Annotated in this window: 20 protein-coding genes; 12 read left to right on the top strand and 8 right to left on the bottom strand. The window is 74.6% G+C overall.

The window, feature by feature from the left end; translation table 11 throughout:
• Positions 1-94: 94 nt before the first annotated feature.
• The 3 genes from ACFYMP_RS20460 to ACFYMP_RS20450 form a co-directional block, all read right to left on the bottom strand.
• Entirely contained in the window at positions 95-1,663 is a 1,569-nt protein-coding gene (locus ACFYMP_RS20460; protein WP_388859310.1) for a class I adenylate-forming enzyme family protein, read from the bottom strand.
• A 112-nt stretch (positions 1,664-1,775) separates the two neighbouring features.
• The gene (locus tag ACFYMP_RS20455; RefSeq protein ID WP_388859307.1) at positions 1,776-2,330 is read right to left on the bottom strand and encodes an SRPBCC family protein; all 555 of its coding nucleotides are present in this window, start codon (positions 2,328-2,330) and stop codon (positions 1,776-1,778) included.
• Positions 2,331-2,612: 282 nt separating this feature from the next.
• Complete coding sequence (locus ACFYMP_RS20450) at positions 2,613-3,590, bottom strand: NADPH:quinone reductase (RefSeq protein ID WP_388859304.1); 978 nt, start codon at positions 3,588-3,590, stop codon at positions 2,613-2,615.
• Between the two features lie 174 nt (positions 3,591-3,764).
• Between ACFYMP_RS20450 and ACFYMP_RS20445 the strand changes: the two genes are divergently transcribed.
• The 3 genes from ACFYMP_RS20445 (at position 3,765) to ACFYMP_RS20435 (ending at position 5,478) form a co-directional block, all read left to right on the top strand.
• Positions 3,765-4,361, top strand: coding sequence for a GNAT family N-acetyltransferase (locus tag ACFYMP_RS20445; RefSeq protein WP_388859302.1), 597 nt, complete (start codon positions 3,765-3,767; stop codon positions 4,359-4,361).
• A gap of 138 nt (positions 4,362-4,499) precedes the next feature.
• The gene (locus tag ACFYMP_RS20440) at positions 4,500-4,859 is read left to right on the top strand and encodes a hypothetical protein (RefSeq protein ID WP_388859299.1); all 360 of its coding nucleotides are present in this window, start codon (positions 4,500-4,502) and stop codon (positions 4,857-4,859) included.
• Entirely contained in the window at positions 4,846-5,478 is a 633-nt protein-coding gene (locus ACFYMP_RS20435) for a disulfide bond formation protein DsbA (RefSeq protein WP_388859297.1), read from the top strand. Before ACFYMP_RS20440 ends, ACFYMP_RS20435 begins: the two co-directional genes overlap by 14 nt.
• Before the next feature lie 137 nt (positions 5,479-5,615).
• On the opposite strand, the gene ACFYMP_RS20430 is transcribed toward ACFYMP_RS20435, so the two are convergent.
• The 4 genes from ACFYMP_RS20430 to ACFYMP_RS20415 all read right to left on the bottom strand — a co-directional run bounded on the left by ACFYMP_RS20430 (position 5,616) and on the right by ACFYMP_RS20415 (position 12,191).
• Complete coding sequence (locus ACFYMP_RS20430; protein ID WP_388859294.1) at positions 5,616-6,872, bottom strand: MFS transporter; 1,257 nt, start codon at positions 6,870-6,872, stop codon at positions 5,616-5,618.
• On the bottom strand, positions 6,865-8,160 hold the full coding sequence (locus ACFYMP_RS20425) for an acetyl-CoA carboxylase biotin carboxylase subunit family protein (protein WP_388859291.1): 1,296 nt from the start codon (positions 8,158-8,160) through the stop codon (positions 6,865-6,867). Before ACFYMP_RS20425 ends, ACFYMP_RS20430 begins: the two co-directional genes overlap by 8 nt.
• Positions 8,161-8,274: 114 nt before the next feature.
• Positions 8,275-8,808, bottom strand: a complete 534-nt coding sequence (locus ACFYMP_RS20420; protein ID WP_388859288.1) for an NADPH-dependent FMN reductase — start codon at positions 8,806-8,808, stop codon at positions 8,275-8,277.
• 2 nt (positions 8,809-8,810) lie between these two features.
• Positions 8,811-12,191 carry an acetyl-CoA carboxylase biotin carboxylase subunit family protein gene (locus tag ACFYMP_RS20415; protein WP_388859285.1) on the bottom strand — a complete coding sequence of 1,127 codons (3,381 nt, stop codon included), beginning with the start codon at positions 12,189-12,191 and terminating at the stop codon, positions 8,811-8,813.
• A gap of 377 nt (positions 12,192-12,568) precedes the next feature.
• On the opposite strand from ACFYMP_RS20415, the gene ACFYMP_RS20410 reads away from it, so the two are divergent.
• Genes ACFYMP_RS20410 through trxB form a run of 9 tightly spaced genes read left to right on the top strand, consistent with a single transcriptional unit; the run spans position 12,569 to position 22,106 of the window.
• Complete coding sequence (locus tag ACFYMP_RS20410; RefSeq protein ID WP_388859282.1) at positions 12,569-14,488, top strand: repetative protein; 1,920 nt, start codon at positions 12,569-12,571, stop codon at positions 14,486-14,488.
• On the top strand, positions 14,485-15,117 hold the full coding sequence (gene ribA, locus ACFYMP_RS20405) for a GTP cyclohydrolase II RibA (protein ID WP_388859279.1): 633 nt from the start codon (positions 14,485-14,487) through the stop codon (positions 15,115-15,117). Before ACFYMP_RS20410 ends, ribA begins: the two co-directional genes overlap by 4 nt.
• The gene (locus ACFYMP_RS20400; RefSeq protein WP_388859276.1) at positions 15,114-16,079 is read left to right on the top strand and encodes a formylglycine-generating enzyme family protein; all 966 of its coding nucleotides are present in this window, start codon (positions 15,114-15,116) and stop codon (positions 16,077-16,079) included. Before ribA ends, ACFYMP_RS20400 begins: the two co-directional genes overlap by 4 nt.
• Positions 16,076-17,170, top strand: a complete 1,095-nt coding sequence (locus tag ACFYMP_RS20395; RefSeq protein WP_388859273.1) for a pyridoxal-phosphate dependent enzyme — start codon at positions 16,076-16,078, stop codon at positions 17,168-17,170. The genes ACFYMP_RS20400 and ACFYMP_RS20395 overlap by 4 nt, the downstream gene beginning before the upstream one ends.
• The gene (locus ACFYMP_RS20390; protein WP_388859270.1) at positions 17,154-17,900 is read left to right on the top strand and encodes an SAM-dependent methyltransferase; all 747 of its coding nucleotides are present in this window, start codon (positions 17,154-17,156) and stop codon (positions 17,898-17,900) included. The genes ACFYMP_RS20395 and ACFYMP_RS20390 overlap by 17 nt, the downstream gene beginning before the upstream one ends.
• A 28-nt stretch (positions 17,901-17,928) precedes the next feature.
• On the top strand, positions 17,929-18,873 hold the full coding sequence (locus ACFYMP_RS20385) for an isopenicillin N synthase family dioxygenase (RefSeq protein ID WP_388859267.1): 945 nt from the start codon (positions 17,929-17,931) through the stop codon (positions 18,871-18,873).
• The gene (epsC, locus tag ACFYMP_RS20380) at positions 18,870-19,583 is read left to right on the top strand and encodes a serine O-acetyltransferase EpsC (protein WP_388859264.1); all 714 of its coding nucleotides are present in this window, start codon (positions 18,870-18,872) and stop codon (positions 19,581-19,583) included. The genes ACFYMP_RS20385 and epsC overlap by 4 nt, the downstream gene beginning before the upstream one ends.
• Positions 19,584-19,588: 5 nt before the next feature.
• Positions 19,589-21,112, top strand: a complete 1,524-nt coding sequence (locus tag ACFYMP_RS20375) for an FAD-binding oxidoreductase (protein WP_388859261.1) — start codon at positions 19,589-19,591, stop codon at positions 21,110-21,112.
• 31 nt (positions 21,113-21,143) lie between these two features.
• Positions 21,144-22,106 carry a thioredoxin-disulfide reductase gene (trxB, locus tag ACFYMP_RS20370; RefSeq protein WP_388859258.1) on the top strand — a complete coding sequence of 321 codons (963 nt, stop codon included), beginning with the start codon at positions 21,144-21,146 and terminating at the stop codon, positions 22,104-22,106.
• A gap of 201 nt (positions 22,107-22,307) precedes the next feature.
• Here trxB and ACFYMP_RS20365 read toward each other — a convergent pair whose 3' ends face one another.
• Positions 22,308-22,814, bottom strand: coding sequence for a cupin domain-containing protein (locus ACFYMP_RS20365; protein WP_388859255.1), 507 nt, complete (start codon positions 22,812-22,814; stop codon positions 22,308-22,310).
• Between the last annotated feature and the right edge of the window lie 246 nt (positions 22,815-23,060).

Below are 23,060 nucleotides of genomic sequence, written 5' to 3'. Positions count from 1 at the left end.
GGCCGGGAACCGGCCGCCGGACCCCCCTGAGGGGAGGGGAGACGTGCGGTGAGGTGAGGGACCGCGGCCGGCGCGAGGGGCGGGCCGCCGTGCGTCAGTCGGTGGGCGCGGCCGCGATCAGACGGGCCAGCTCCAGGCGCTTGATCTTCGTGGTGGCGGTCTGGGGCAGGTCCTGGAGCCGCCACTGGACGGGCGCGCCGAGGGCCGGCAGGTCCACCACGGCCGTCTTCCAGGCCATCTCGTCCAGCGGGGTGTCGTCCTGCGTGCACACCACCGGCACCGCGCGGCCGTCGGGGCCGGGGATGATGATGACCTCGACCAGTTCGGGCAGCCGGGTGAACAGCTTGTCCTCGATCGCCAGGGTGGACTGGACCCCGGGGATCTCGTCGACCTCGCGGTCCAGCAGGTGCAGGCAGCCGAACCGGGTCCGGTAGCCGAGGTCGCCCATGCGCCACCAGCCGTCGTTGACCTGCTTCTGCCAGCGCTGGTGCTCGTCCAGATAGGTGACGATGCGGCCGTCGCTGCGCACCTCGATGAAGCCCGGGTTCTCCTTGGAGACGGGGGAGCCGTTGCGGCTGACGACCCGTACCCCGGTCATGCCGGGGAAGGGCACGCCGACGCAGCGGCCGTTGAAGTCGGCGCCGTCCTTGAGCGAGTAGGTACGCGCCGCGATCGGGCCGACCTCGCTCTGGCCGTAGGCCTGGGCGAACCGCCGGCCCTTGCGGCGCGAGCCCTTGAGGAGGGTGTGGACGGTGCGCGGGTGGATGGCGTCGAAGGTGCTGGAGAAGTACTTCACGTTGGCCAGCGGCCCGCGCGGGTCGTCGGCCAGCACCTCCCAGCGCAGGAAGGTGTTGGGGTGGGCCTCGATGAAGCCCGGCGGCACCTGCGCGAACAGGTCGCCCACCGTCTGCGGGTCGTCGTCCCGCAGGATGATCAGCGGATGCCCCTGGAGGATCGAGATGGGCATCGCCGTGAACATCCGCGAGTGCACGAACGACACGTGCACCGCGATGGGTTCGCTGCGCCGCACCGCGCTCTTCACGACGGTGGCCTGCGGGCGGTAGCGGGCCTGGAAGCTCATGCCGGTGTGCACGGCCAGCTTCGGGGTGCCGGTGGTGCCGGAGGTGTGGGTGATGAGGGTGGGGTGGTCGATGGGCATCGCCACCGCGGGCACCCGCTCCACGCCGGCCAGCGAGGCGAAGGAGGTGGCCCCCTCGTGCTCGCCGGAGGCCAGGAGCACCTCGCGGGAGAGGTCGAAGACCTCGGCGGGCAGGTGGTGGTCGAGCTTGTCCTGATCGGTGACCAGGAACGGCCGGCCGACCCTGCGCAGCAGCTCGGCGACGGTCTCGCCGTCGAGCTTCGGGGAGAGCAGGACCGGGATGGCGCCGGTGCGGGCGATGGCACAGGCGAGGAGGGAGATGTCGAAGCCGTCGCTCTTGTGAACCACGACGTGGTCGCCGGGGCGGACCTTGACCGACCACAGCCTGGAGGCGAAGTCGTCCACGAGATCGGCCAGTTCGGTCAGGGTCGCGCGCCGGCCGAGGTCCGGGGCGATGTCGAGGTCGTGGTCGAGGATCACGAAGTTCGCCGGGTGCCTGGCGGCCGCCCGGTCGAAAAGCGTGCCGAGCCGAATTCCCTTGCTTCCTATTCGCTGGAGAAACATGTAACCGATCTCTCGTCCATGGCTGCGGAATCCTGGGGGAGGTGCCTGGGGGTGCGGTGGTGCGGGGACTTCACGGGCTGGCGCGGCGGGCGGGCGGCCCGCGGGCCCCGGCTCAGTCGTTCTCGACGACGTCCTTGATGCGGGCCAGCGTGTCGTCGAGATCCTGTCCGAGCTTGGTCGTCCAGTCCTGGACGAAGCGCTTGCGCGCGTCCTCGTCGAGGTCCTCGACGATCTTGTGGATACCGGCGGTGGCCTTGCCCATCCGGAAGTGGTGGATGAGCCAGGAGGTGCCGTCGCCCGCGTCCTCGATGTCGAAGCCCCAGATCGACTCCTGGTCCTCCTGGGCGTGCGTGAGCATCATCCAGCGGAAGGTGCTGCCGGGATCGGCCGCCACCACGCGGGCCTCGGTGTACCAGGTGCCGCGCACCAGCGGGGCCCAGCCGACGACGTCCTCGCTGCGCAGGTTCTCCCCCCGGAAGACCGAGCCGACGGCCGAGGGCTCGCCCGCGATCCACTCGCCGCCCATGCACTCCGGGCTCCACTCCTTGCTGCGGGCCAGGTCGCTGACCACGGAGTAGATCTTCGCCGGGGACGCCGAGACGCGAATGCGGGCATCGAGTTCGAAGAGCGGGGAATTGTCGATGATGGTTCCTGTGTTCGCTGTCATGGCGGCAATACTGCCGACGCGCCAGGAAGCCGGGCAATCAAGCCGTTCGGGGTACGTCAAGTTCAATTTCCGCCCCGCGTAAGGAAGTTGGCGGAGGTATTCCAGAGGGGAGCGCGACGGTCGCGGAAAGTCGTGAGGGCACCGCGATACGGCGATCGCGGTGCCCTCGGCGGTGGTGGACGGGGCCCGGGAGGTGGTGACCGGGAAGCGGCGGCGGCTTCGGCCGCGGCGACCGGCGAGGCGGAGTCCTCCGCCGCGGTGACCGGGGAGGCGGGCGCGCGCTCAGTCGCGCACGCGCAGCACGAGCTTGCCGCTCACCTTGCCCTCCTCCAGCCGGCGGTGCGCCTCGCCCGCCTCGCTCAGCGGCAGTACCTCGGTGGCGCGGGGACGCAGCCGACCCGATGCGAGCAGCCCGTTGATGCCCCGGGCCACGTCGGCGAGCTGCGCGGTGTCCGCGTGCGAGATCGCGAACCCGCGCACCGAGCGGTCCCGCAGGTACAGGGCGCCGACGGGCAGTACGGGACGGGTGCGCAGACCGGCCAGCACCACGAGCCGTCCCCGGCCGGCCAGCAGGTCCACCGCGGTCTCCAGGTCGTTGCGGCCCGCGGTGTCCACGTGGACGTCCACCCCCTGCGGGGCGGCCGCGCGGATCTGTCCGGCGACGTCCTTCGAGCGGTAGTCCACGACGTGGTCGGCGCCGAGGCCGCGGACGTACTCCGCGTCCCGGGCGGAGGCGACGGCGATCACCCGGGCACCGGCCCGGGAGGCCATGACCACCAGGGCGCTGCCCACGTTGCCGCCCGCGCCGAGCACGGCGACCGTCTCGCCCGCCCGCAGACAGCCGTGCGTGAACAGCGCGAGGTGCGCGGTCGCGGCGGGGTGGGCGAGCGCCACCGCCTCGGCCGGGGCGACACCCGCGGGCAGGTGGTAGAGCCGGTCCACGGGGACGACCGCCTGTTCGGCGGCGGCGCCCTGGCGGCCGTCGTGGCCGAGGCTGTTGCACCAGACCCGGTCGCCGACGCGGAAACCGGTGGCGGCGGCACCGGCCGCGGCCACCGTCCCGACCAGATCACGGCCGATGACGAAGGGGAACTCGACGGGGGTGCGCCAGGCGCCCGACCGCACGAAGGTGTCGACATGGTTGACGGCGCTCACCTCGATGTCGACCAGCACGTCGTGCGGGCCTGGCTCGGGTGGCGGCAGCTCCCCGTACCGGATGAGGTCGGGAGAGCCGAGCTGGGTGATGTAAGCGGCACGCATGGTCGTCGAGTCTGGCACCCGCCGGGCCGTACGGCCGGATCGGCGGCGAACGCGGGCCCCGATACGTCAGGTCGGCCCGCCCGTGTGTCAACTCGGGCCGCGCACCGGCGCCTCGGGCCACGAGTCCGTCACCTCCGGCCCGCGTACGGGCCGTGTCGGCATACGCTGCCGTCCATGTCCCACACGCCCACCGAGGCCGCCACCACGACCGGCACCGCGCGGACCGAGCCGACGCGCGCCGCCACCACCGAGCAGACCGGGACCGCGCACGCCGGTCCGGCCTCCGCCGGGAGCGGGCCGGCCGCGACCGCGTCCACCGGGAGCGAGCCGGTCGGCCTCACGACGACCGACGTACCGCCCGGCGACCGCCGCATGTCCGCCCACGTGCGCCCGCTGATACGCGCCCTGCGGCCCGCGCTCACCGACGCGGAGTTCGACCGGTTCGCCGCCGAGGCGCACGCGCAGGGCCTGGTGTTCACCGCCGTCCACGACGAGCACGGGCACTGCCTGGCCGTGGCCACCCACCGCGTCCTGGCCACCAGCCGCGGCCGGGTCCTCTTCGTCGACGATCTGGTCACCGACCCCGCTCGTCGCTCCGGCGGGGTCGGCGCCCGGCTGCTCGCCCACCTCACCGAACGGGCGCGGGCCGCGCACTGCCACCGGGTGGAACTCGACTCCGGCGTCACCAACCAGGCCGCGCACCGCTTCTACCACGCCCGCCGGATGGGCGTCACGGCCCTGCACTTCGCCCTGGACGTCACCGGCGACTGAACGTCGCCCGGCCCGCCTTGGCCGAGCCTTGACCAGTCCTCGACCAGCCGCGTCGATCTTGAGGAACGACCCACCGCGCGTCGGCCGTTCGCCGCGCCCGCGCGGTCCGGCACGACGAGGAAGCGGAAACGACCTCATATGACCGACACGCACACCGCCCCGCCCGCCGAGAGCCTCGCCGCGCTCACGGACAGCCTGGCCGGGGACCTCACCGACGGCACCTGGCGGCCCGTCCCCCTCGAACGCCGGCTCGCGCGGCTCCTGCTCGTCGGGGCGGCGGGGGACGGCGAACTGACCGCGGAGCGAATCCGCGCCGTGGCCTGGGAGGGACACGTCGCCCTGACCCAGGTCGGCGAGGGCCGTCTGGCGAGGCTGCTCACGCGGCTGCTCGCCGAGGCCCGGGAACCCGCGACCGGGGAGGCCCCGCCCGGGAACGCCGCCCGCGCCCTGCTCGAACGCCTCGCGGAGGAAGGACCCGACGACCGTGTCCGCAGCTGAGCGCATCCCCGTCGATCTCTGGTTCGACCCCGTCTGCCCGTGGGCGTGGATGACGTCCCGCTGGCTGCTGGAGGTCGCCGAGGTCCGTCGCCTCGACATCCGCTGGCACGTCATGAGCCTGGCGGTGCTGAACGAGGGCCGCGAGGACCTGCCCGAGCGCTACCGGCGCCTGCTCACCGAGGGGTGGGCACCGGTGCGCCTGGTCGTCGCCGCGCGGCACAAGTACGGCGAGGACGTCGTCGGACCGCTCTACACCGCGCTGGGCGAGCGCATCCACCGCCAGGGGCTCGGGCCGGGCCGCGAGGCCCTCGCCGGGGCGCTCGCGGAGGCCGGGCTGCCCGGGGACCTGCTCGACGAGACAGGTCAGGACACCTGGGACGACGCGGTGCGCGCCAGTCACCAGGAGGGCATCGACCTCGTCGGTGAGCAGGTCGGCACCCCGGTGCTCGCGCTGCCGGGGCCCGAGGGCGACCGCAGGGCCTTCTTCGGCCCCGTCGTCACCCCGGCGCCCAAGGGCGAAGCGGCCACGAGGCTGTGGGACGGCCTGTTGCTTCTGGCCGCCACGCCGGGCTTCCACGAGCTCAAGCGGACCCGCACACAGGGCCCGGTCTTCGACTGACCTCGATTCCTCCCGGCCCGCGCCGCCCCGACCCCGTACTGGACGGCGCGGGCCACCCCGACGCACCCCGGCCTCCACAACCGGGGCACGCGCTCAGGGCCGGCGGGGGTGCGCTCTCCCGCCGCCGGCCGCCCTGTTCAGCCCGCGACCGCCGCCGGGGCCGTCGCGGGCTCGTCTCCTGCCGGCTGCCGCGCGGGCGCCCGCGGGGCCGGGACGCGCAGGGCGATCAGGCCGAGCACGGCGAAGAACAGGGCCCAGCCCGTCCAGCCCGCCCAGGCCCAGTCCACCCCCGCGCCGATGAGCGAGGGGCCCACCACCGTCGTCACGGCGAACCCCATGTTGAAGGCCGCGAGATGGCCGGTCTCCTGCCCCTTCGGGATGTGCAGCAGCGCCGCCCCGGTGCAGCCGGCGACGATCAGCAGTTCGCCCAGCGACAGCAGGACCGCCGCCGCGACCACGACCGCGAGGTCCGGCCATCCGCCGCCCAGCGCCGTCAGCGGAACGGCCGCCGCGCCCAGAGCAGCCAGCAGCCCGCCCCGGAACATCAGCGTCCGCGCTCTGGGCATCAGCTCCGAGCCCCGGCTCAGGCGCACCTGGAGCGCCACCACCAGCACCGTGTTCAGCAACTGGACCACGGTCACGCTCCACGTGGGAGCCTGCGTGTGCTGCACGATCCACAGCGGCATCCCGATCCCGAGCAGCAGCGCCGACAGCGTGAACGCCCCGTACAGGGCGGTGACGGAGAGGAAGGCCCGGTTGCGCAGGATGCCGGCCCGCCGGGGGCCCGCCTTCCCCGCCGGGGCCACCGCGTCGGCGGGGAAACCGCGGCAGATCACCGCGCAGCACAGGAACAGCACCGCCGAGGCCAGCAGCACCGAGCGGTACGCCCACCCCTCCCCGCTCGCGATCGCGGCGCCCGCGGGCACCGCGCCGGCCGCCAACCCGGCGTTGCGCAGGGTCCGCATCCGGGCCAGGGCGCCCACGGCCCGTCCGTCCGGTACCCGGCTGATCAGTCCCGACTCGATCAGCGGGCCGATGCCCCGGCTGAGCAGCCCGGCGACCGCGGCGGCCAGCAGCGCCTGCCCGAAGGACCCGACGGCCGACAAGCCCAGGAAGGCGGCGCAGCGGACCGCGAACAGCACGGTCAGCACGGTGCGCACCCCGTACCGTTCGGCGGCCCGCGCGATGGGCATCGCACCCAGCAGCGAGGTCACCCCCGAGGTGCCGAGCACCACGCCGACCTGATGGTTGGAGAGCCCGGCCGCCTGGTCGAGGAAGAGCACCGACAGCGAGAGGTACATGCCGAGCCCGACCGCGTCGGAGAGCCCCACCGCGTAGAACCGGCGGCCCGGCCCGGTCACCGGTGCCGCGGGCGGGGCGGCGGCGTCAGTCACGGTCCGCTCCTGTCGGCGCGTCGAAGCCCGGCACCAGCCGGATGTCCAGGGCCTGTTCCACCCGCCGGGTGACCGCACGGGCCGTGCCGACGTCCGAGGCCCGCACCAGGAAGCTGGCCAGGTGCAGGGTGCCCTGCCTGCTCACCCGCTGCCCCGGCGCGAACCTCGGTGAGACGTAGACGAGTTCGGGGAAGGCGCGCAGCACCTGCTCGACGGGTGTCTGCCCGGCCACCCGCCACACCCCCTGCGGGATCGGCAGGAAACGCAGCAGGGCGACGCCGCTGAACTCCGGCAGCGCGGACGGCCGCAGCCCGAGTGCGGCACGGCCGATCTGGGCGGCGTAGTCGTAACCGGCGGCGGCCTTGAACATCACCGGCAGCGGACCGCCCGCCCGCGCGTTGACCTCGATGATCTTCGGCCCGTCCGCGGTCAGCGCCACCTCGGTGTGCACCGCGCCCGAGGTCAGCCCGATCGCCCGGATCGCCCGGTCGGCGGCCTCGGTCACGGCGGCCGCCGTCGCGGGGGCCAGCCGGCTGGGCAGGGCCACACCCTCCTCGGCGTAACCGTGCTCCAGGGGAAGCCGGTCGGAGAGCGCCAGGTGGTGTGCCGTCCCGGACACCAGCAGGGACTCCACGCTGCAGTAGGAGGCGTATCCGCTGTCGCCGTCCGCCTCCAGCTCCATCCGCTCCTCCAGCAGATACGCCTCGTCGTACTGGAGGAAGGGGGTCTTCTCGGCCCGCGCCGCCGTGAAGGCGCGGATCAGTTCGGCGTACGTCGACACCAGCCGGACGCTCTGGCTGCCCGCGCCCAGCGAGGGCTTGAACACTCCGGGCAGCCCCACCCGGGCCGCCGCCGCCGGCAGGTCCCGCTCGCTGGTGATCACCTCGAAGTCGGGGGAGGGGACGCCGTGTTCGGCGAAGACCAGACGCTGACGCGCCTTGGACTGGGCGACGGCCACCGCCTCGGGCGAGTTGCCCGGCAGGCCCAGCGCGGCGGCGATCTCCGCCTGCGGACGCAACAGCAGCTCGGAGTAGGTCACCACGCCGTCCAGCGGCAGCCGCTCGTGCAGGGCGGCCGCGACCTCGACGGCGGCCCCCAGGTCGGCGGCCTCCAGGAACTCACCGCGCAGACCGCGCTTCTGCCACGCGGCCCGCAGGAGGTCCGGAGGCCGCCAGGCGGAGACGTACACGACGCTGACCGTGTCGGTCAGCGTGGACAGCGAGGCGAGGGCCTCGTCGGGGGCGTGGCCGCCGATCCCGGCGAGAAGCAGCAGGTGGGAGGAGACCATGGGAGGACCTTTCCGGAAGGAGGACGACGGAAGGAGGACGACGGAAGCGGGACAGGGGCGCGGGGCCGGCGGACGCGGGTCGGGCGGAGCGGCGGCGGCCCGACGGGGCGCGGGTCACGGGGTGCCCCGGGAGCGGGTGGGGAAGGACATGAGTTCGGCGCTCAGATCGGCCAGCCGCCGGTCGAGGAAGTCCAGGGCCGGGCCGGGCACCAGATCCGCGGCGGTGGTGGCGACGTGGGTGGGCGCGGCCCATCCGCCCAGCGCCCGCACCACGGTGCGCAACTGGTCGCAGGCCGTGCCAGCGCCGCGCGGACCGCCGCCCGCGGCGATCAGCCCGACCGGGCGCCCGGCCAGCGCGTCCCCCTTGAGATGGTCCAGGGCGTTCTTCAGCAGCGCGCTGTAGGAACCGTGGTAGACGGGGGTGGCCAGGACCGCCGCGTCGGCGCGCGCGGCAAGGGACCGCAGCAGCGCCGTCTGACTGCCGGGCGGCGGGTCCTCGTACTCCTGGAGCCGGTGCGGCTCGGGGAACTCCACCGCCAGGTCGACCAGTTCGAAGCGCGCCCCGAGGGCGCCGAGTCGCTCCCCGGCCCGCAGCAGGATCTCCCGGGTCACCGAGTCCTTGCCCGCGCTGCCGAGAAAGCCGAGCACCCTCACCGCGCCTCCCCGTCCGCCGGGCCCGTCACGATCCGCACCTCGCGCTCGGCGCGGTCCACCAGCGCCGAGACCTCCCCGGGCGCCTCGTGGACGAAGACGTGCGTGCTGACCCCCGTACCGGAGAACGTCGAGGCGGGGACGAGGTCACCGACCCGGGCCCGCACCGTGCGGGTGTACGCGAGCGGCGCCACCGACGCGTCGTCGTACTCCAGCAGCCGCCCGCCCCCGCAGTAGTGGACGGTCCACCCCGCGTACGGGCCGACCGGTTCGCGGCGGCCCGTGAGGGGGTTCTCGCCCGCGTCGGCGAGGATCTTCGCGTGCCGCAGGTCCACGCCCTCCGTGGCCCGGAACGCGTCGACGACCCCGCCGCCGCCGGGCCGGGCCGCCACCTCGCAGAACGTCAGCTCCCCCTCGGTGAGGAAGGCCTCCAGGTGCAGCACCCCGGAACGCAGCCGCCAGGCGTCCACGACCCGCCCCAGCAGCCGCCCGGCCGCCGCGCGCACCACGGGGTCGGCCACGGTCGCCGAGGACAGCGGCCGGCCGCGCCGCAGCGCCATGGTGTCGCGGACGTAGGCCGAGACGTGCCACACCGGTTCGCCCCCGTGCACGACGGCGTCGATGTGGCACATCGGGGCGTCGACGAACTCCTCGCACAGGTACGCGCCGGGGACGAACTCCTCGCGCAGCCAGCGCTCCACGTCCTGCCGCGCGGACAGGACCGCCACCCCCTGGGAGCCGGACGCGGCCCGCGGCTTGACGACCACCCGGCCGTGCCGGCGGAAGGCGGCCGTCACGTCGTCGGCGCTCTGCGCGAGGAGCCCGGCGGCGTGGCGGATGCCCGCGCGGTGGGCGAGACGCTTCATCACGGCCTTGTCGACGAAACGCCGCACCTCCTGCGGGCCCTCACCGGGCGTGCCCAGCGCGCGCCGCAGCCGGGCCGCGGGCTCCAGCAGCCGCTCCGACAGGGCGGCCACCCGGTGCACGGGGTGCGCCGCGTGGACGGCTCGGGCCAGCCGCTCCACCGCGAAGTCGTCGTAGACGTCGGTGCGCACGGCGAGATCGGCGGGGCCGCGGGCGACCTCGCCCGAGGTCAGGACGCTCAGCCGGAAGCGGTCGGCGGGCAGCACGGGAGAGAGGCCGTCCGGGAGCGTCCAGACGTCGGCGCCGAGCCGGTCGAGCAGCAGGACGTGGGTGCGGTCCTGCGGCGTCGTGCGCAGCACGACCGAGTCCGCCAGCCGGCCGGCGGCGGCCCGCGCCCCCGCCCGGTCGGCGGCGACCGCCGTGCAGCGCAGCCACACCTCCGGCCCGAAGCCGTCGACGACGTCCCCGGCGCCCGCGAACACCTGCGCCCGGAACACCTCGGGCCGGGCGTTCAGTTCGGCGGCGTCGGTGGCCTCCACCACGCGCAGTGGTCCGCCGGGCAGCGGCAGCTCCCGCTGGACGGCGACCACGGGACGGGCCCTGCCGCGCGGCGCGCGACCGAGCGCCGCCTCGGCGGTCGCGGCGGCGAGGCCGCGGGTGTACACGGCGTCGTACAGGTCGACGGTCGCCGTGTCGAGACCGGGCAACAGCCGGGGGGCGGCGGCGCGCGGCGCGTCGGACGGGAAGAAGCAGCGCACCACTCCTTCGGCCCGCGCCGCGCGCACCGCCTCCACGGCCCGCTCGGCCAGACGCGCGACCCGCTCACCGTCCAGCGCCGAGGGGCACAGGCGGGTGCCGGCCTCCTCGTCGAGTACGGCGAGTGACCGCACCTCGCCGCGCCGGGCCGTCACCACGACCGTGTGCCCGGACACCGCGGGTACGGCCTGCGCCTCGGACAAGTCCTCACCTCCCGAGCGCAGTTGCCGGGCGAAGGAGGCCGGGGAGAAGGTCAGGACACCGCGCACCGGCTGGACGGCGTGCACGAGGCGGGCGGCGGCCCGGACGGCCGCCGCCCCGGTGGCGCGGTGCCACTGCCCGAGGCAGTGCCGCGCCCACAGCTCCCGCGCCCCGGCCTCACCGTCGGGCCCCGAGGTCCACACCACACTGACCCGCGAGGTCACCGCGCCCACGCCCGTCAGCAGCCGCTCCACCGGGTCCTGAGCGCCCAGCAGCAGGAGCAGGTGCTCGCCGCCGGGGGAGTCGTCCGGGGCCGCGGCGTCCCGCGTCGCGGTCTCGGGCTCCAGCTCCAGGGAGGCGAGGAGCCGTTCGGCCGCCGCCGCGGCGGTGCGCGCGGCGGCCGCGCCCGTGGCGCCACGCGCCAGTACGTAACCGAACCGGTCGTGGTTGGTGCGCAGCGCCCGCACCCGGTCGCCGGTGGCGACGGCGAGGCGGGACTCGATGACGTCCGGGCCGAGCACCTCGGCCGGTTTGACACCCCGCACCACCGCCGGCACGGGGCTGTGGAGCTGGTGCAGCGCGACGACCGTCTCGGGTGGCGCGGCCTCCTCCACCGCGCGGCCGACCGCGAGGTCCACGAGATCGCGGGTGAGGGAGCGCCCCAGGGCGAGCGACATCTGCTGGGTCACCACATGCCCGGCGACCCGCCCGTTCACCTCGATCAGCTCGGGCCCGGCCGGGGTCAGCAGCAGCTCGGCGTGGACGGCGCAGGCGCGCAGGCCGAGCGCGCGCACGGTGTCCAGCACGAAGGCGCGGGCCGCGCCCTCCTGGTCGAGGCGGGCCGGGAAGTGGCCGCCCAGCTCGGCGGCCTGGCCGGGCGGCGCCGCGAGGCGCTCCGCGAAACCCAGCAGCACCACGCGTTCGCCCTGCACCAGCAGCTCGGCGCTGACGTGCCGGCCCACCGCGTACTCCTCGACCAGCGCGCGCGGCGGCGCCGCGTCACGGCCGGCCGGACCGCTCAGCAACCGCGACAGCGCGTGCGCCGCCTGCTCCCGGGTCCAGGCGACGGTCACCCCGACCGACCAGCCGCCCGCGGTGGGCTTGACCACGACGGGCAGCCCGATCTCCTCGACCGCCGCGCGCCCCTCGGCCTCGGTGGTGGCCACCCGCCAGCGCAGCGAGCCGACCCCGTGTTCGGTCAGGCGGGCGCGTACGGCCCCCTTGTCGCTGAGGACGCGCGCCGCCGCCACCGACTCGTGGGGCAGACCCAGGTCGCGGGCGAGTTCGGCGACGGCGAAGGGGTACACCTCGTCGCGGCCGATCACCCCGTCGGGCCGGCGGGGGCCGAGCCTGCCGCGCAGCCGCTCGGCGAGACGCCCGGCGCCCGGGGAGTCCACCTCGACGATGCGCGCGGCGCGCGAGGACAGCTCGAATCCGGGCTTTCCCCGATAGGCGTCCAGGTTCCCGGTGACAAAGCTCACCTCGATACCCGAGTCCGCCATCTCCGCGACCATGTCGAATCCGCGGACGGACGTGGTCTCCACCAGAACTATGTGCACGTCGTTCACTCCCCGGCCGGGTCGGTCTGTCGTCCGCGTCAGCGTCCGCCCGGCGGCCGGACACCTCAAGGAGACCCGACGAAATGGGTCAAGTAGCCACCAGCGCAAGGCAGTCGGGGTTCCTATCCGGTCGGCGTCAAGCCCTTGGCCGGTAATTCCACGAGTTGCCAGATTGCTGCCTCGCGCTCGCCTCCCGGACCGCCGTCCGCCTAATTTCGGCGCACACCCAGCCGGTTGGCCCAAGACCGACTGAAGAGGAACGAAGACCGAGACCGAAGAACGGCGCCGAGGACCGAAGAGCGAAGAACGACGACCGAGCAGGAAACCGCAGGCAGAAGTCCGCGGACTTCGTCAGCACGAGAAAAGGACGAGACGGCGTGCGAACCATCGACCTCCCGGCCTGGGGCCCAGGCCACTCAGCTCCCCTCACCCACGTGGGCCTCAGGCCCGACGGACAGCGTCTGGCCAGCTGCTCGTACGACGGCACGGTGATCATCTGGGACACCGGCACACCGGCCCGTCCCGTGCCGCTCGCCCGGCTGCGCCACCGCCGCCTGGTCAACGCCTCCGCCTGGAACCCGGCCGACCCCGAGGTGCTGGCCACCGCGTCCGCGGACAAGACGGTGGCGATCTGGCGGGTGACCGAGAGGGGCCGCACCCACCTGCACACCGTGCTCGCCCGGCACACCGACGACATCAACTCGGTGGCCTGGCTGCCCGACGGCGAACGCCTGATCTGCGTGTCCGAGGACGGACGCGCCACCCTGTGGTCGGCCGTCGACGGCACCTTCCTCGCCGAGATCGGCGCGCACGAGGCGCACTGCATGATGGTGTCGGTCGGCGCCCACGGCCTGGTCGCCACCGTCGGCGAGGACGGACTGGTCGCCGTCACCGACCCCGACGGTTCGAGAGCGCCCGTCACCCGGCACTACGACTCCTCCATCGAGGGCTGTGCCTGGTCGCACTCCGGCCGGCTCCTCGCCGTCGCCCGGGACGACGGAGCCGTCGACCTGCTCACCGCCGGTCTCGAGGTCGTCCGCACCGTCCCCGTCTCCACCTCCGCGGCGCGCGCGGTGGCCTGGGCCGAGGACGACTCCTCCTTCGTCGTCGGCGCCTACGACGGCGGCCTGCACTGGTTCGACGTGCTCGGCACCCGCCTGCACCGCGTCGAGGACCGCCGCGTGTGGCCCCGTTCGGTCTCCGTCGCCCAGGGGCTCGTCGCCGCGGGCAGCTTCTGGAACGGCCCGCACCTGTACGACCTGACCACCGCCCGTCCCCTCGCCGCGCCCGAGCGGGCCACCCACGGACCCAACGCGCTGGTCGAGCACCGCGGCGAACTCCTCGTCGGCACCGACTCGGGCCTCGTCGTCACCGTCCCCGGCGGCGCGGACAGCTCCGGCCCCGCCCCCGTCCGTCCCCCGCTCCCCTTGACCGACGGACCGATCCTGTCCCTGGCGAGCGACGGGGACACCCTCTACGCCGGGACCTACTCCGGTCAGGTGCTGCGCCACGACGGCCGCACGCTGACCACCAGCGCGACCCTCGGCGCCCCCGTGCCCTCCCTCGCGGTCCACGACGGCGCCCTCGTCGCCGGCACGTACAACGGCGAGTTCCTCGTCCTCGACCCGCGCACCCTGAAGGAGCGGGAGCGGATCGCGGCCCACGACGGTTCGGTGAAGTCACTCTCCACCGTCACCGGGGGCTTCCTGTCGGCCGCCACCGACCGCACCGTACGGGCCGGCGGGACACACGCCCGGAACACGCTGTGGGAGCACGGCAACCTCGTCAACGCCGTCGCCGCGCTCGGCACCGGGGCCGCCGCCAGCGCCTCGCGCGACCACACCGTCAAGGCCGGGCGGCTCACCCGCCTGCCCGACGGCACCTGGCGCGCCGAGGACGTGCAGACCCTCCTCGGCCCCGACGAGTCCGTCAAGTGCGTGGCCCTGCTGGGCAGCGCCGAGGGCCCCGTCGTCCTGGCCGGTTCCTACGACTTCGGCCTCTACGCCTGGCAGGTCGACTGGGACGACTCCGCCGCCACCCTCGCCTCGGGCCGGCTGCTCGACGAGTTCGCCCAGGGCCTGTCCTGCATGATCGGCCTCGCCGACGGCACGGTCGCCGTCGCCGGCTGGGACGGCCGCCTCCTCCAGGTCGGCCTCGACGCCGCGGAACGGCCCGTCGTACGGCGCTCCTGGCACCTGGCCGACCTGACCGCGGCCCCCTCGGCGGACCCCTCGCCCGCCGCCCCCACGGCGACCGTCCCGGCCGCCGCCGCCACGACGGAAAGCAGGGCCGCATGACCACCATCGCCGCACCGCAGCGCACCGCCTCCGTCCGGGCCCGCGTCCCCGTCACCCTGGACCGGGCCGGCGGGCGCACCGCCGAACTCGTCACCTTCCACGACCTGCCCGACGCCCAGGAACACCTCGCCTGCGTCCTGCCGCACGCCCCGCAGATCGTGCCCCTGGTACGGCTGCACAGCGAGTGCATGACCGGCGACGTGTTCGGCTCCGCCCGCTGCGACTGCGGTCCGCAGCTCGACGAGGCGCTCACCACCATGGCCGAACAGGGCGGCGTCCTGCTCTACCTCCGTCAGGAGGGCCGTGGCATCGGCCTGTTCAACAAGCTCGACACCTACGTTCTCCAGGACCAGGACATCGACACCTTCCGCGCCAACCGGATCATCGGCCGCGGCGAGGACGAGCGCGACTACCGGGCCGCCGCCGCGATGCTGCGGGCCCTCGGCCTGACCCGCATCCGGCTGCTCACCAACAACCCCGACAAGGTCGCCCAGTTGCGCGGCCTCGGCATCCGGGTCGACACCGTCGTGCCCACCGCGGTCCACCTCACCGAGCACAACGCCCGCTACCTGGCCGCCAAGGCGGGCAGCGGCCACACCCTGACCCTGCAGAGGGAGACGACCGCATGAACCTCGAAGACGTCGCCCACTCCCCGCACTTCAGGGAACAGGCCGGCCTCACCGACCCCGTCCGGGTGCACCGGGCACCGGGACCGCAGCCCGTGACCGCCGACCGGCTCCGGCTGGCCGCCGTGGTCGAGGACCCGGCGCTGCCGCTGGCCGAACGGCTCGCCGCCGGCGGCATGCTGGCCCTGCTCGGCGACCCGCGCCTGACGACCGTGCCCGCCACCTGCTTCGTGCCCGGCGCCACGGTCCCCGTCGGCCTGCCCGCAGAAGAGGTCGCCCAGGTCACCCGCTACTGGGCCGACAAGGGCGTCGAGGAGTCCTGGATCGCCAAGGAGGCGCCCGAACACCCCGTGCGCGTCGAGGACTTCTGGATCGCCCGCTACCCGGTCACCAACGGCGAGTGGCGCGACTTCCTCGCCGACACCGGCCTTGAGGACCGGCCGACGACTTGGTACCTCGGGGCCTACCCCTGGGACCGCTCCAACCACCCCGTCGCCGGCGTCCGCGCCGAGCACGCCGACCACTACGCGCGCTGGCTCAGCGACCGCACCGGCCACCCCTGGCGGCTGCCCACCGAGGCGGAGTGGGAGTACGCCGCCAAGGGCCCGGAGGGCCGCCCCTACCCGTGGGCGGGCGGTTTCGACCCGGAGGCCGCCAACACCCGGGAGTCCGGCGTGCACACCACCACCCCGGTGGGCGCCTTCCCCGGCGGGCAGTCCCCGTTCGGCGTCCACGACATGGGAGGCAACGTGGAGGAGTTCACCGCCGACGACTACGCCCCCTACCCGGGCGGGATCGCCGTGGACGACCACCTCACCCAGACGATGGGCGGCTACCGCGTCGCCCGCGGTGGCAGCTTCGCCCGCTTCGGCGACCTCACCCGCACCCGCCGCCGCCACGGTCCCTTCCCCGGACCGCTCTACCCCGTGGGCCTGCGCCTGACCACCAGCGAGCGTCCGTCATGACGGCCGCGCCCGCCGTCCTCGCCCCGGCGCCGGCCGCCGACACCGCCGCGTCCGCCCACCCGCTGCCGCACATCGAACGGGCGATGGCGGCCCGCCGGCCCGGACGCGAGGCCATCGACGCGCCGTTCGCCCCGCTGGAACGGATCGCCCACACCCTGCTGCCCGGCCTCGCCACCCTGCGGCCTGCCCTCGGCGACACCCCGCTGGTGCCGGTGCCCAGCCGCGCCGGTCGCGGCACCGTATGGCTCAAGGCCGAGGCCGCCAACCTCACCGGCACCGTCAAGGCCCGTACCGCCTACGCCCTGATCTGCGCCGCGGTGGCGCGGGCCGGCACCGCGCGCGTCCGGCTCGTGGAGTACTCGGGCGGCTCGCTGGCCGTCGCACTCGCTCACCTGTGCGCGCACCTCGGACTCGACCTGCACCTCGCGGTCCCGCACGGCGCGCCCGAACGGCTCGTGACCGCCTTGCGCCGCGACGGGGCCCGCGTGTCCCGGGGACGCGAGGGCACCGGTTTCCTCGGCGCGATGGACGAGGCCGCCCGGATCGCCGAGGACGAGGACCGGTACCTGCTGCTCCAGCACTGCGCCCCCGAGGCCGTCTCCGTCCACCGCGAACGCACCGGCGTGGAGATCACCACCCGCCTCGCCCGCGAACACATACGGCCGCACGTCTTCGCCGCCTCGGTCGGCTCCGCCGGAACCCTCGTCGGCGTCGCCCAGACCCTGCGCCTGCGCCGGCCCGACTGCGCGGCCTTCGCCGTCTTCCCGGCCGAGGCCCCCTACGGCGACCCCGAGGCACCTACCGGCGCCCCCCGGATGAACGGCACCGGCGGACTCGGCCACGGCCTGCGGCAACCGCTGCTCGCCCCCTACGAGGCCGACTTCGCCTTCGCCGACGTGACCTACCCGCAGGCCCTGGACGCCATGCGGCTGCTGCGCCGCACCCAGCGGGTCGCGATCTCCAGCAGCGCCGCCGGCGCCTGGCTGACCGCCTCCCGCGCTCTCGACGAGGGCCCGCGCGGCCGCCACGCCGTGGCTGTCGCCGCGGGCCGCGGAACCACGGAGGAGTGGGCCGATGCCGCCAACCGCTGACACCACCACCGCCACCACCGCCGACACCGCCACCACCGCCGACACTGCCACCGGCGACTACACCGCCACCGGCGACTACACCGCCTACCGGAGCGTGGTCGCCGACTCCTTCCGCATCTGGTACGCCGGGGGACGCGACTCCTGGACCGGGGCCGGCACCAACGACCGCGTGAGCGCCTTCGTGTGCGCGCAGGCCCCGGCGGCGGTCCCCGGCGCACGCCGCCGCCTCCTGGACGTCGGCTGCGGAAGAGGACACCAGACCAGCGCCCTCGCCGAGCGGCTCGACGCCGAGGCCACCGGCCTCGATCTGGTCGACGTGTGGGACGCCCCGCCGCCCGCCCGGGGCAGCGCCCGGCTGCTGCGCACCGATTTCCTGGAGTACGGCACCCCCGGCTCCGGCGGCCCACCGGTGGACCTCCTGGTGGACAACGGCTGTCTGCACCACCAGCGCCGTGCCGACTGGCCCGCCTGGGCGGCCCACGGCGCGCGGCTGCTGCGCCCCGGCGGAGTCCTCGTCGTCAGCGTGTTCCTCAGCCCGGACGGCGCGATCACCGACATCCCCCTGGAGGACGGCCGGCTGAACTGGTGGCTCACCGAGCACGCCGTCACCGGCCTGTACACCGACGCGGGGCTCGTTTCGGGCGAGCGCCTGGTGATCGACCGGGACTTCGAGTACCGGGGACACCGGCTCTCCTATCTGGCGCTCTCCTTCCGCAAGACCGACGGATGAGTCGCCGTCACCCGTGAAGGGACCACTCATGTTCAAGGACATCGACCTGGACCGCCCCGGCAGCCACGCACACCTGCGGGCCGCACTGCACGACGGGTTCTTCCTCGTCCGCAACACCGTGCCCGAGAGCCTGCTCGACGAGGCGTACGGGTTCCTGCGCACCTTCTTCGCGCTGGACGACGAGGCCAAGCGGGCGTGCCGCGTGCCGGGCAGCAACGGGCAGTCCGGCTACACCCCGCCGCTGGTGGAGCACGCCGAGAAGGGTGCCGTCCCCGACTGGAAGGAACTCTTCCACTGGGGTGCCCCGCTGCCCGCCCACCATCCGCTGCGCCGGCGCTACCCCGCCCGCTACCCCGACCCCAGTTTCCCCGACCATCTGGTGCCCGGCATCGGATCGGCCCTGCGCGAACTGCACGCCCGCATGCTGCGCTTCCAGCACGACGTCGTGGGCACGCTCGCCGACGCCATCGGCGTCCACCCCGACTACTTCACCGACGTGCTGGAGGACGGCCCCGTCGTCAACCGGGCCACTTGGTACCCGCCGATGGACCAGGCCCCCTCCGAGCGCCACGTGTGGGCCGTGGAGCACCAGGACTTCGACCTCATCACCGCCCTGCCCCGCGCGACGGCCGGCGGTCTGGAGGTGCTGGTCGACGGGGAGTGGGTGGCCGTCGAGGCCCCGCCCGGACATGCCGTCGTCAACGTCGGCATGGTGCTGGACCGGCTCACCAACGGCCTGGCACGGGCGGCCGTGCACCGCGTGGTGGCCGGCCCCGACCAGCGCGAAGGGCGCCTGTCCATCGTCCAGTTCTGCCACCCGGCGCCCTGGACCACCCTCACGCCGCTCCGGGTGCCCGGGGCCGAGGAGGGCCCGCAGCGCTTCGCGACCCTGACCGCCGACGAACTGTTCCAGCGCACCATGTACCGCATCCGCCGCCTGGACGCCCCGCCGACCCCGGTCCCGGCGCGATGAACGGCTACGAGACGCGGCCCACGCCCGTCCGGGCGCCCCGGGCGGCCACCCGCACCAGCCGTCCCGGGCACGCGCCGCGTCCGGCGGCGCGCGCACAGGAGGCACCGCCGGCCCCCGCCGGGCCGGTCGCCCAGCCGCCCGTAGCGGGCACCGCCCCGTCGCTGCGGCGCCTGGTACGGGAGGACCTGCACGCCGTCCTCGACCGCGACCCCTCCTGCTCCGGCCGCGGGGAGGCGCTGCTGCACGCCGGCTGGCAGGGGCTGGCCCTGTACCGGTTCGCCCACCGCCACCACACGCGCGGACACCGGCTGTGGGCCGCCGTCCTCACCCGCGTGGCCCGTCTGCTGACCGGTATGGAGATCCACGCCGGCGCCCGCATCGGCCGGCGCGCCTTCATCGACCACGGTTTCGGCGTCGTCATCGGCGAGACCGCGGTGATCGGCGACGACGTGACGCTCTACCACGGGGTCACCCTCGGCTCCCGGGGCTGGCTGCGCGACGGCGCCGACGGCACGCGCAGACACCCCGTCCTCGGCGACCGGGTCCAGATCGGCACCGGCGCCTCCGTCCTCGGGCCGGTCACCGTCGGCGACGGCTGCCGCGTCCCCGCCCACTCCCTCGTCCTGCGCGATATGGCGGCCCCCCAGCCCGCCGCCGCGACGGACCTCACCCGCCACCTCCCCTCGATCCTTCCCACCACGGAGAGTTGACCGACATGCTCAGCAGACGCTCGCTGATACGCGCCACGGCCGCGACCGGTGCCGCGGCCGCCCTGACCGCCACAGCCGGCGGCCTCGTCGCCGCCGCGCCGGCCACCGTCCCCTGGGGCACCCTCGGCGACGGACTCACCGGCCGCCTCGTCCTGCCCACCGACCCGGGCTACGACACCGCCCGGCAGCTCCAGCTCGCCCAGTTCGACGCCGTCCACCCCCAGGCCGTCGCCTACTGCGCCACCGAGAGCGACGTCGCCGCCTGCGTCCGCTTCGCCCAGGACAACGGCCTGGCCACCGCGGTCCGCAGCGGCGGCCACAGCGCCGCCGGCTACTCCACCACCCCGGGCCTGGTCATCGACGTCTCCCGGCTGGCGGCCGTCCGCACCGACGGCGCCACCGTCCACCTCGGCCCCGGCACCCAGGGCGTCGACGCCGTGAACGCCCTGGCCGCGCAGGGGATTCAGATAGCCGGCGGTACCTGTCCCACCGTGGCCATGGGCGGCTGGGTCCAGGGCGGTGGCTTCGGCTACTCCGCCCGCAAGTACGGCATGGGCTCCGACCGCCTCGTCTCCGCCCGGGTCGTCCTCGCCGACGGCAGCACCGTCCGTGCGAGCGCCACCGAGCACCCCGACCTGTTCTGGGCGCTGCGCGGCGGGGGCGGCGGCAACTTCGGCGTCGTCACCGCCTACGAGGTCACCCCGGTGAGCATCCCGCGCCTGACCCTCTTCAACCTCAACTTCCGCTACGGCGACGCCCGGCAGCTGATCCTCGCCTGGCAGGACTGGATCGCCTCCGCACCGCGCGAACTCGGCTGCGAGCTGATGTTCCTGCACTCGACCGACGCCCCCGCCGGTACCGAGCCCACCGTCGTCCTCACCGGCGCCTACCAGGGGACGAAGGCCGACTGCGACCGGCTCCTGGACCGCCTCACCAGCGCCGTCGGCCACCCGGGCACCAGTCGCAGCAGCAGCGAACTCCCCTACGCCCAGGCCATGCAGCAGGTCTACGGCTGCGGCGACCTGACCGTCAGCGAGTGCCACCGCATCGGCTTCACCCCCGAGGCCCAGCTGCCGCGCGACGCCCACACCACCCAGCGCAACCTGTACTTCTCCCGGCCCTGGACGCCCGCCGCCGTCCAGAGCGCCCTGGACGCACTCACCGCCGATCCCCGCCCCGGCCAGTTCCGCTTTTTCGGGCTCTTCCCGTACGGCGGCCGGATCAACGAGGTGGCCCCCACCGACACCGCCTTCGTCCACCGTGACGCGGTGTTCAACGCGGGCTACTCCGTCACCCTGCCCACGGCCGACCCCGCCGCGCAGGACCGCGACCGCGCCCGCGCCTGGGTCGACGCCGCCCACACCACCATGGACGCCCACTCCAGCCACGAGTCGTACCAGAACTACATGGACCCGGCCCTGGCCGACTGGCGCCGGGCGTACTACGGCAGGAACCTCCGTCGCCTGCGGGCGGTCAAACGCGCCTACGACCCGTCCCGCTTCTTCCGTTTCGCCCAGTCCGTCGACTGACCCGCGCCCTCACCGACCCGAAGGACCCACAGTGACCCGCACCGGCGACCACGTGCACGACGTCATCGTCATCGGCTCCGGCCCGGCCGGCTACACCGCCGCCCTCTACACCGCCCGCGCCCAGCTCTCCCCGCTGGTCTTCGCCGGCTCCCTCCTGGTCGGCGGCGCCCTGACCACCACCACCGAGGTCGAGAACTTCCCCGGCTTCCCCGAAGGCGTACTCGGACCCGACCTGATGGACCGCATGCGGGAACAGGCCGAGCGGTTCGGTGCCGAGATCCTCGACGACGACGTCACCGCGGTCGACCTGACCGGCGACGTCAAGACCGTCACCGACACCACCGGCGCCGTCCACCGGGCCCGCGCCGTGATCGTCGCCACCGGCTCGCAGCACCGCAAGCTGCACCTGCCCGGCGAGGACGAACTCAGTGGCCGGGGCGTCTCCTCCTGCGCCACCTGTGACGGGTTCTTCTTCAAGGACCGGGACATCGCGGTCGTCGGCGGCGGCGACACCGCGATGGAGGAGGCCACCTTCCTCACGCGGTTCGCCCGCTCGGTCACGGTCGTCCACCGCCGGGGCGGTCTGCGCGCCTCCAAGGTCATGCAGGAACGCGCCGCGGGCAATCCCAAGATCTCCTTCGCCTGGCACAGCGAGGTCGCCGAGATCCACGGGGAGGACCGGCTGAGCGGCCTGACCCTCCGCGACACCCGAACCGGCCGACTGCGCCCGCTGGAGGTCACCGGCCTGTTCGTCGCGATCGGCCACGATCCGCGCACCGAGCTGGTCAAGGGCCAACTCGACCTGGACGACGCCGGTTACATCAAGGTCGCCGCCCCCACCACCCGTACCGGTGTGCCCGGGGTCTTCGCGGCCGGCGACGCCGTCGACCACACCTACCGCCAGGCCGTCACCGCCGCGGCCAGCGGCTGCGCGGCGGCCCTCGACGCCGAACGCCACCTGGCCGCACACCCCTTGGAGAGTGCCGGGCGCTGAGCCCCCGGGGGGGGGGGGGGGGGGCGGCGCGCGGGCCCCCCGGCCCCCCCCGCCCGCCCCCCGCGCGCCCCCCGCCCCCCGCCGCCCCGCCCGCCGGGGGGCGCGGGCGGCGGGGCCCCCCCGGGGGGGGCGCGGCGGGGGGGCGCCCCCCCCCCGGGCCCGGCCCCGCGCGGCCGGGGGCCCCCCCCCCCCGCCGGAGGGTCAGCCCTCGTCGGCCGGCAGGGCGTACAGCTCCGGCAGGTTGACCACGATCGCCTCCTGGGTGCTGCGGCCGATCACCACGACGGCCTCCTCGTCGGCGCGCGGGTTCTCCTCGCGGTGCGGTACGAAGGGCGGGACGAAGACGTAGTCACCGGGGGAGGTGCGCAGGCGGATCTCCTCGGGCGTCTCCCCGGAGTCGTCCAGGAAGACGAACTCGGGGTGCCCGCTCACCACGTAGATGGCGGTCTCGGACGCGCCGTGGTGGTGGTCCGAGGAGGAGGTCAGCGGGGCGACGTGGGTCTGGCCCATCCACAGTTTCCTGGAGCCCACCGTCCTGCCGCTGATCGCGGCGAACCGGCGCATGCCGCCGGTCTGCGCCGTGTCGCCGTCCAGCGCGCCGGAGCGGACGTGGTGCAGACGGTTGCGCAGCGGCACCTCCGTACCGGCCGCAGCGCCGTGGAGGTGGGGGTGGAAGCCCTCGCCGGGCGTCGTCGACTGCTCGCTCATGACGGCGACGCTAGGCCGGTCCCGGAAAAGGTGTCAAGAGGTGTCCTTTCTGGTTCACCTGCGGCAATGTTCCCGCAACGAAGGCCCCCGCACAGGCGCCCCCCACGGATAGGACACTGAAGGGTGTCCATTGACAGGTCTTCTTCCCGGCCCCAGGATGTGCCCATGCTCACGACGCCTCCCGCAGTGGTGTGCCCCCACGCCGGCCCGCGGCGCACCGCCGGCACCCGCTGTCGCTGACCCGGC

Source organism: Streptomyces sp. NPDC007088 (assembly GCF_042869355.1).
Lineage (GTDB): Bacteria > Actinomycetota > Actinomycetes > Streptomycetales > Streptomycetaceae > Streptomyces.
Note: the sequence above shows the minus strand (reverse complement) of the source record. Positions and strands in the feature narration are given on the sequence as shown.

What these genes read in the sequence shown, in the direction of transcription:
- ACFYMP_RS20460 (WP_388859310.1), bottom strand. Translation starts at nt 1,663, where the DNA reads ATGTTTCTCCAGCGAATAGGAAGCAAGGGAATTCGGCTCGGCACGCTT.
- ACFYMP_RS20455 (WP_388859307.1), bottom strand. Translation starts at nt 2,330, where the DNA reads ATGACAGCGAACACAGGAACCATCATCGACAATTCCCCGCTCTTCGAA.
- ACFYMP_RS20450 (WP_388859304.1), bottom strand. Translation starts at nt 3,590, where the DNA reads ATGCGTGCCGCTTACATCACCCAGCTCGGCTCTCCCGACCTCATCCGG.
- ACFYMP_RS20445 (WP_388859302.1), top strand. Translation starts at nt 3,765, where the DNA reads ATGTCCCACACGCCCACCGAGGCCGCCACCACGACCGGCACCGCGCGG.
- ACFYMP_RS20440 (WP_388859299.1), top strand. Translation starts at nt 4,500, where the DNA reads ATGACCGACACGCACACCGCCCCGCCCGCCGAGAGCCTCGCCGCGCTC.
- ACFYMP_RS20425 (WP_388859291.1), bottom strand. Translation starts at nt 8,160, where the DNA reads ATGGTCTCCTCCCACCTGCTGCTTCTCGCCGGGATCGGCGGCCACGCC.
- ribA (WP_388859279.1), top strand. Translation starts at nt 14,485, where the DNA reads ATGACCACCATCGCCGCACCGCAGCGCACCGCCTCCGTCCGGGCCCGC.
- ACFYMP_RS20400 (WP_388859276.1), top strand. Translation starts at nt 15,114, where the DNA reads ATGAACCTCGAAGACGTCGCCCACTCCCCGCACTTCAGGGAACAGGCC.
- ACFYMP_RS20395 (WP_388859273.1), top strand. Translation starts at nt 16,076, where the DNA reads ATGACGGCCGCGCCCGCCGTCCTCGCCCCGGCGCCGGCCGCCGACACC.
- ACFYMP_RS20390 (WP_388859270.1), top strand. Translation starts at nt 17,154, where the DNA reads ATGCCGCCAACCGCTGACACCACCACCGCCACCACCGCCGACACCGCC.
- ACFYMP_RS20385 (WP_388859267.1), top strand. Translation starts at nt 17,929, where the DNA reads ATGTTCAAGGACATCGACCTGGACCGCCCCGGCAGCCACGCACACCTG.
- epsC (WP_388859264.1), top strand. Translation starts at nt 18,870, where the DNA reads ATGAACGGCTACGAGACGCGGCCCACGCCCGTCCGGGCGCCCCGGGCG.
- ACFYMP_RS20375 (WP_388859261.1), top strand. Translation starts at nt 19,589, where the DNA reads ATGCTCAGCAGACGCTCGCTGATACGCGCCACGGCCGCGACCGGTGCC.
- ACFYMP_RS20365 (WP_388859255.1), bottom strand. Translation starts at nt 22,814, where the DNA reads ATGAGCGAGCAGTCGACGACGCCCGGCGAGGGCTTCCACCCCCACCTC.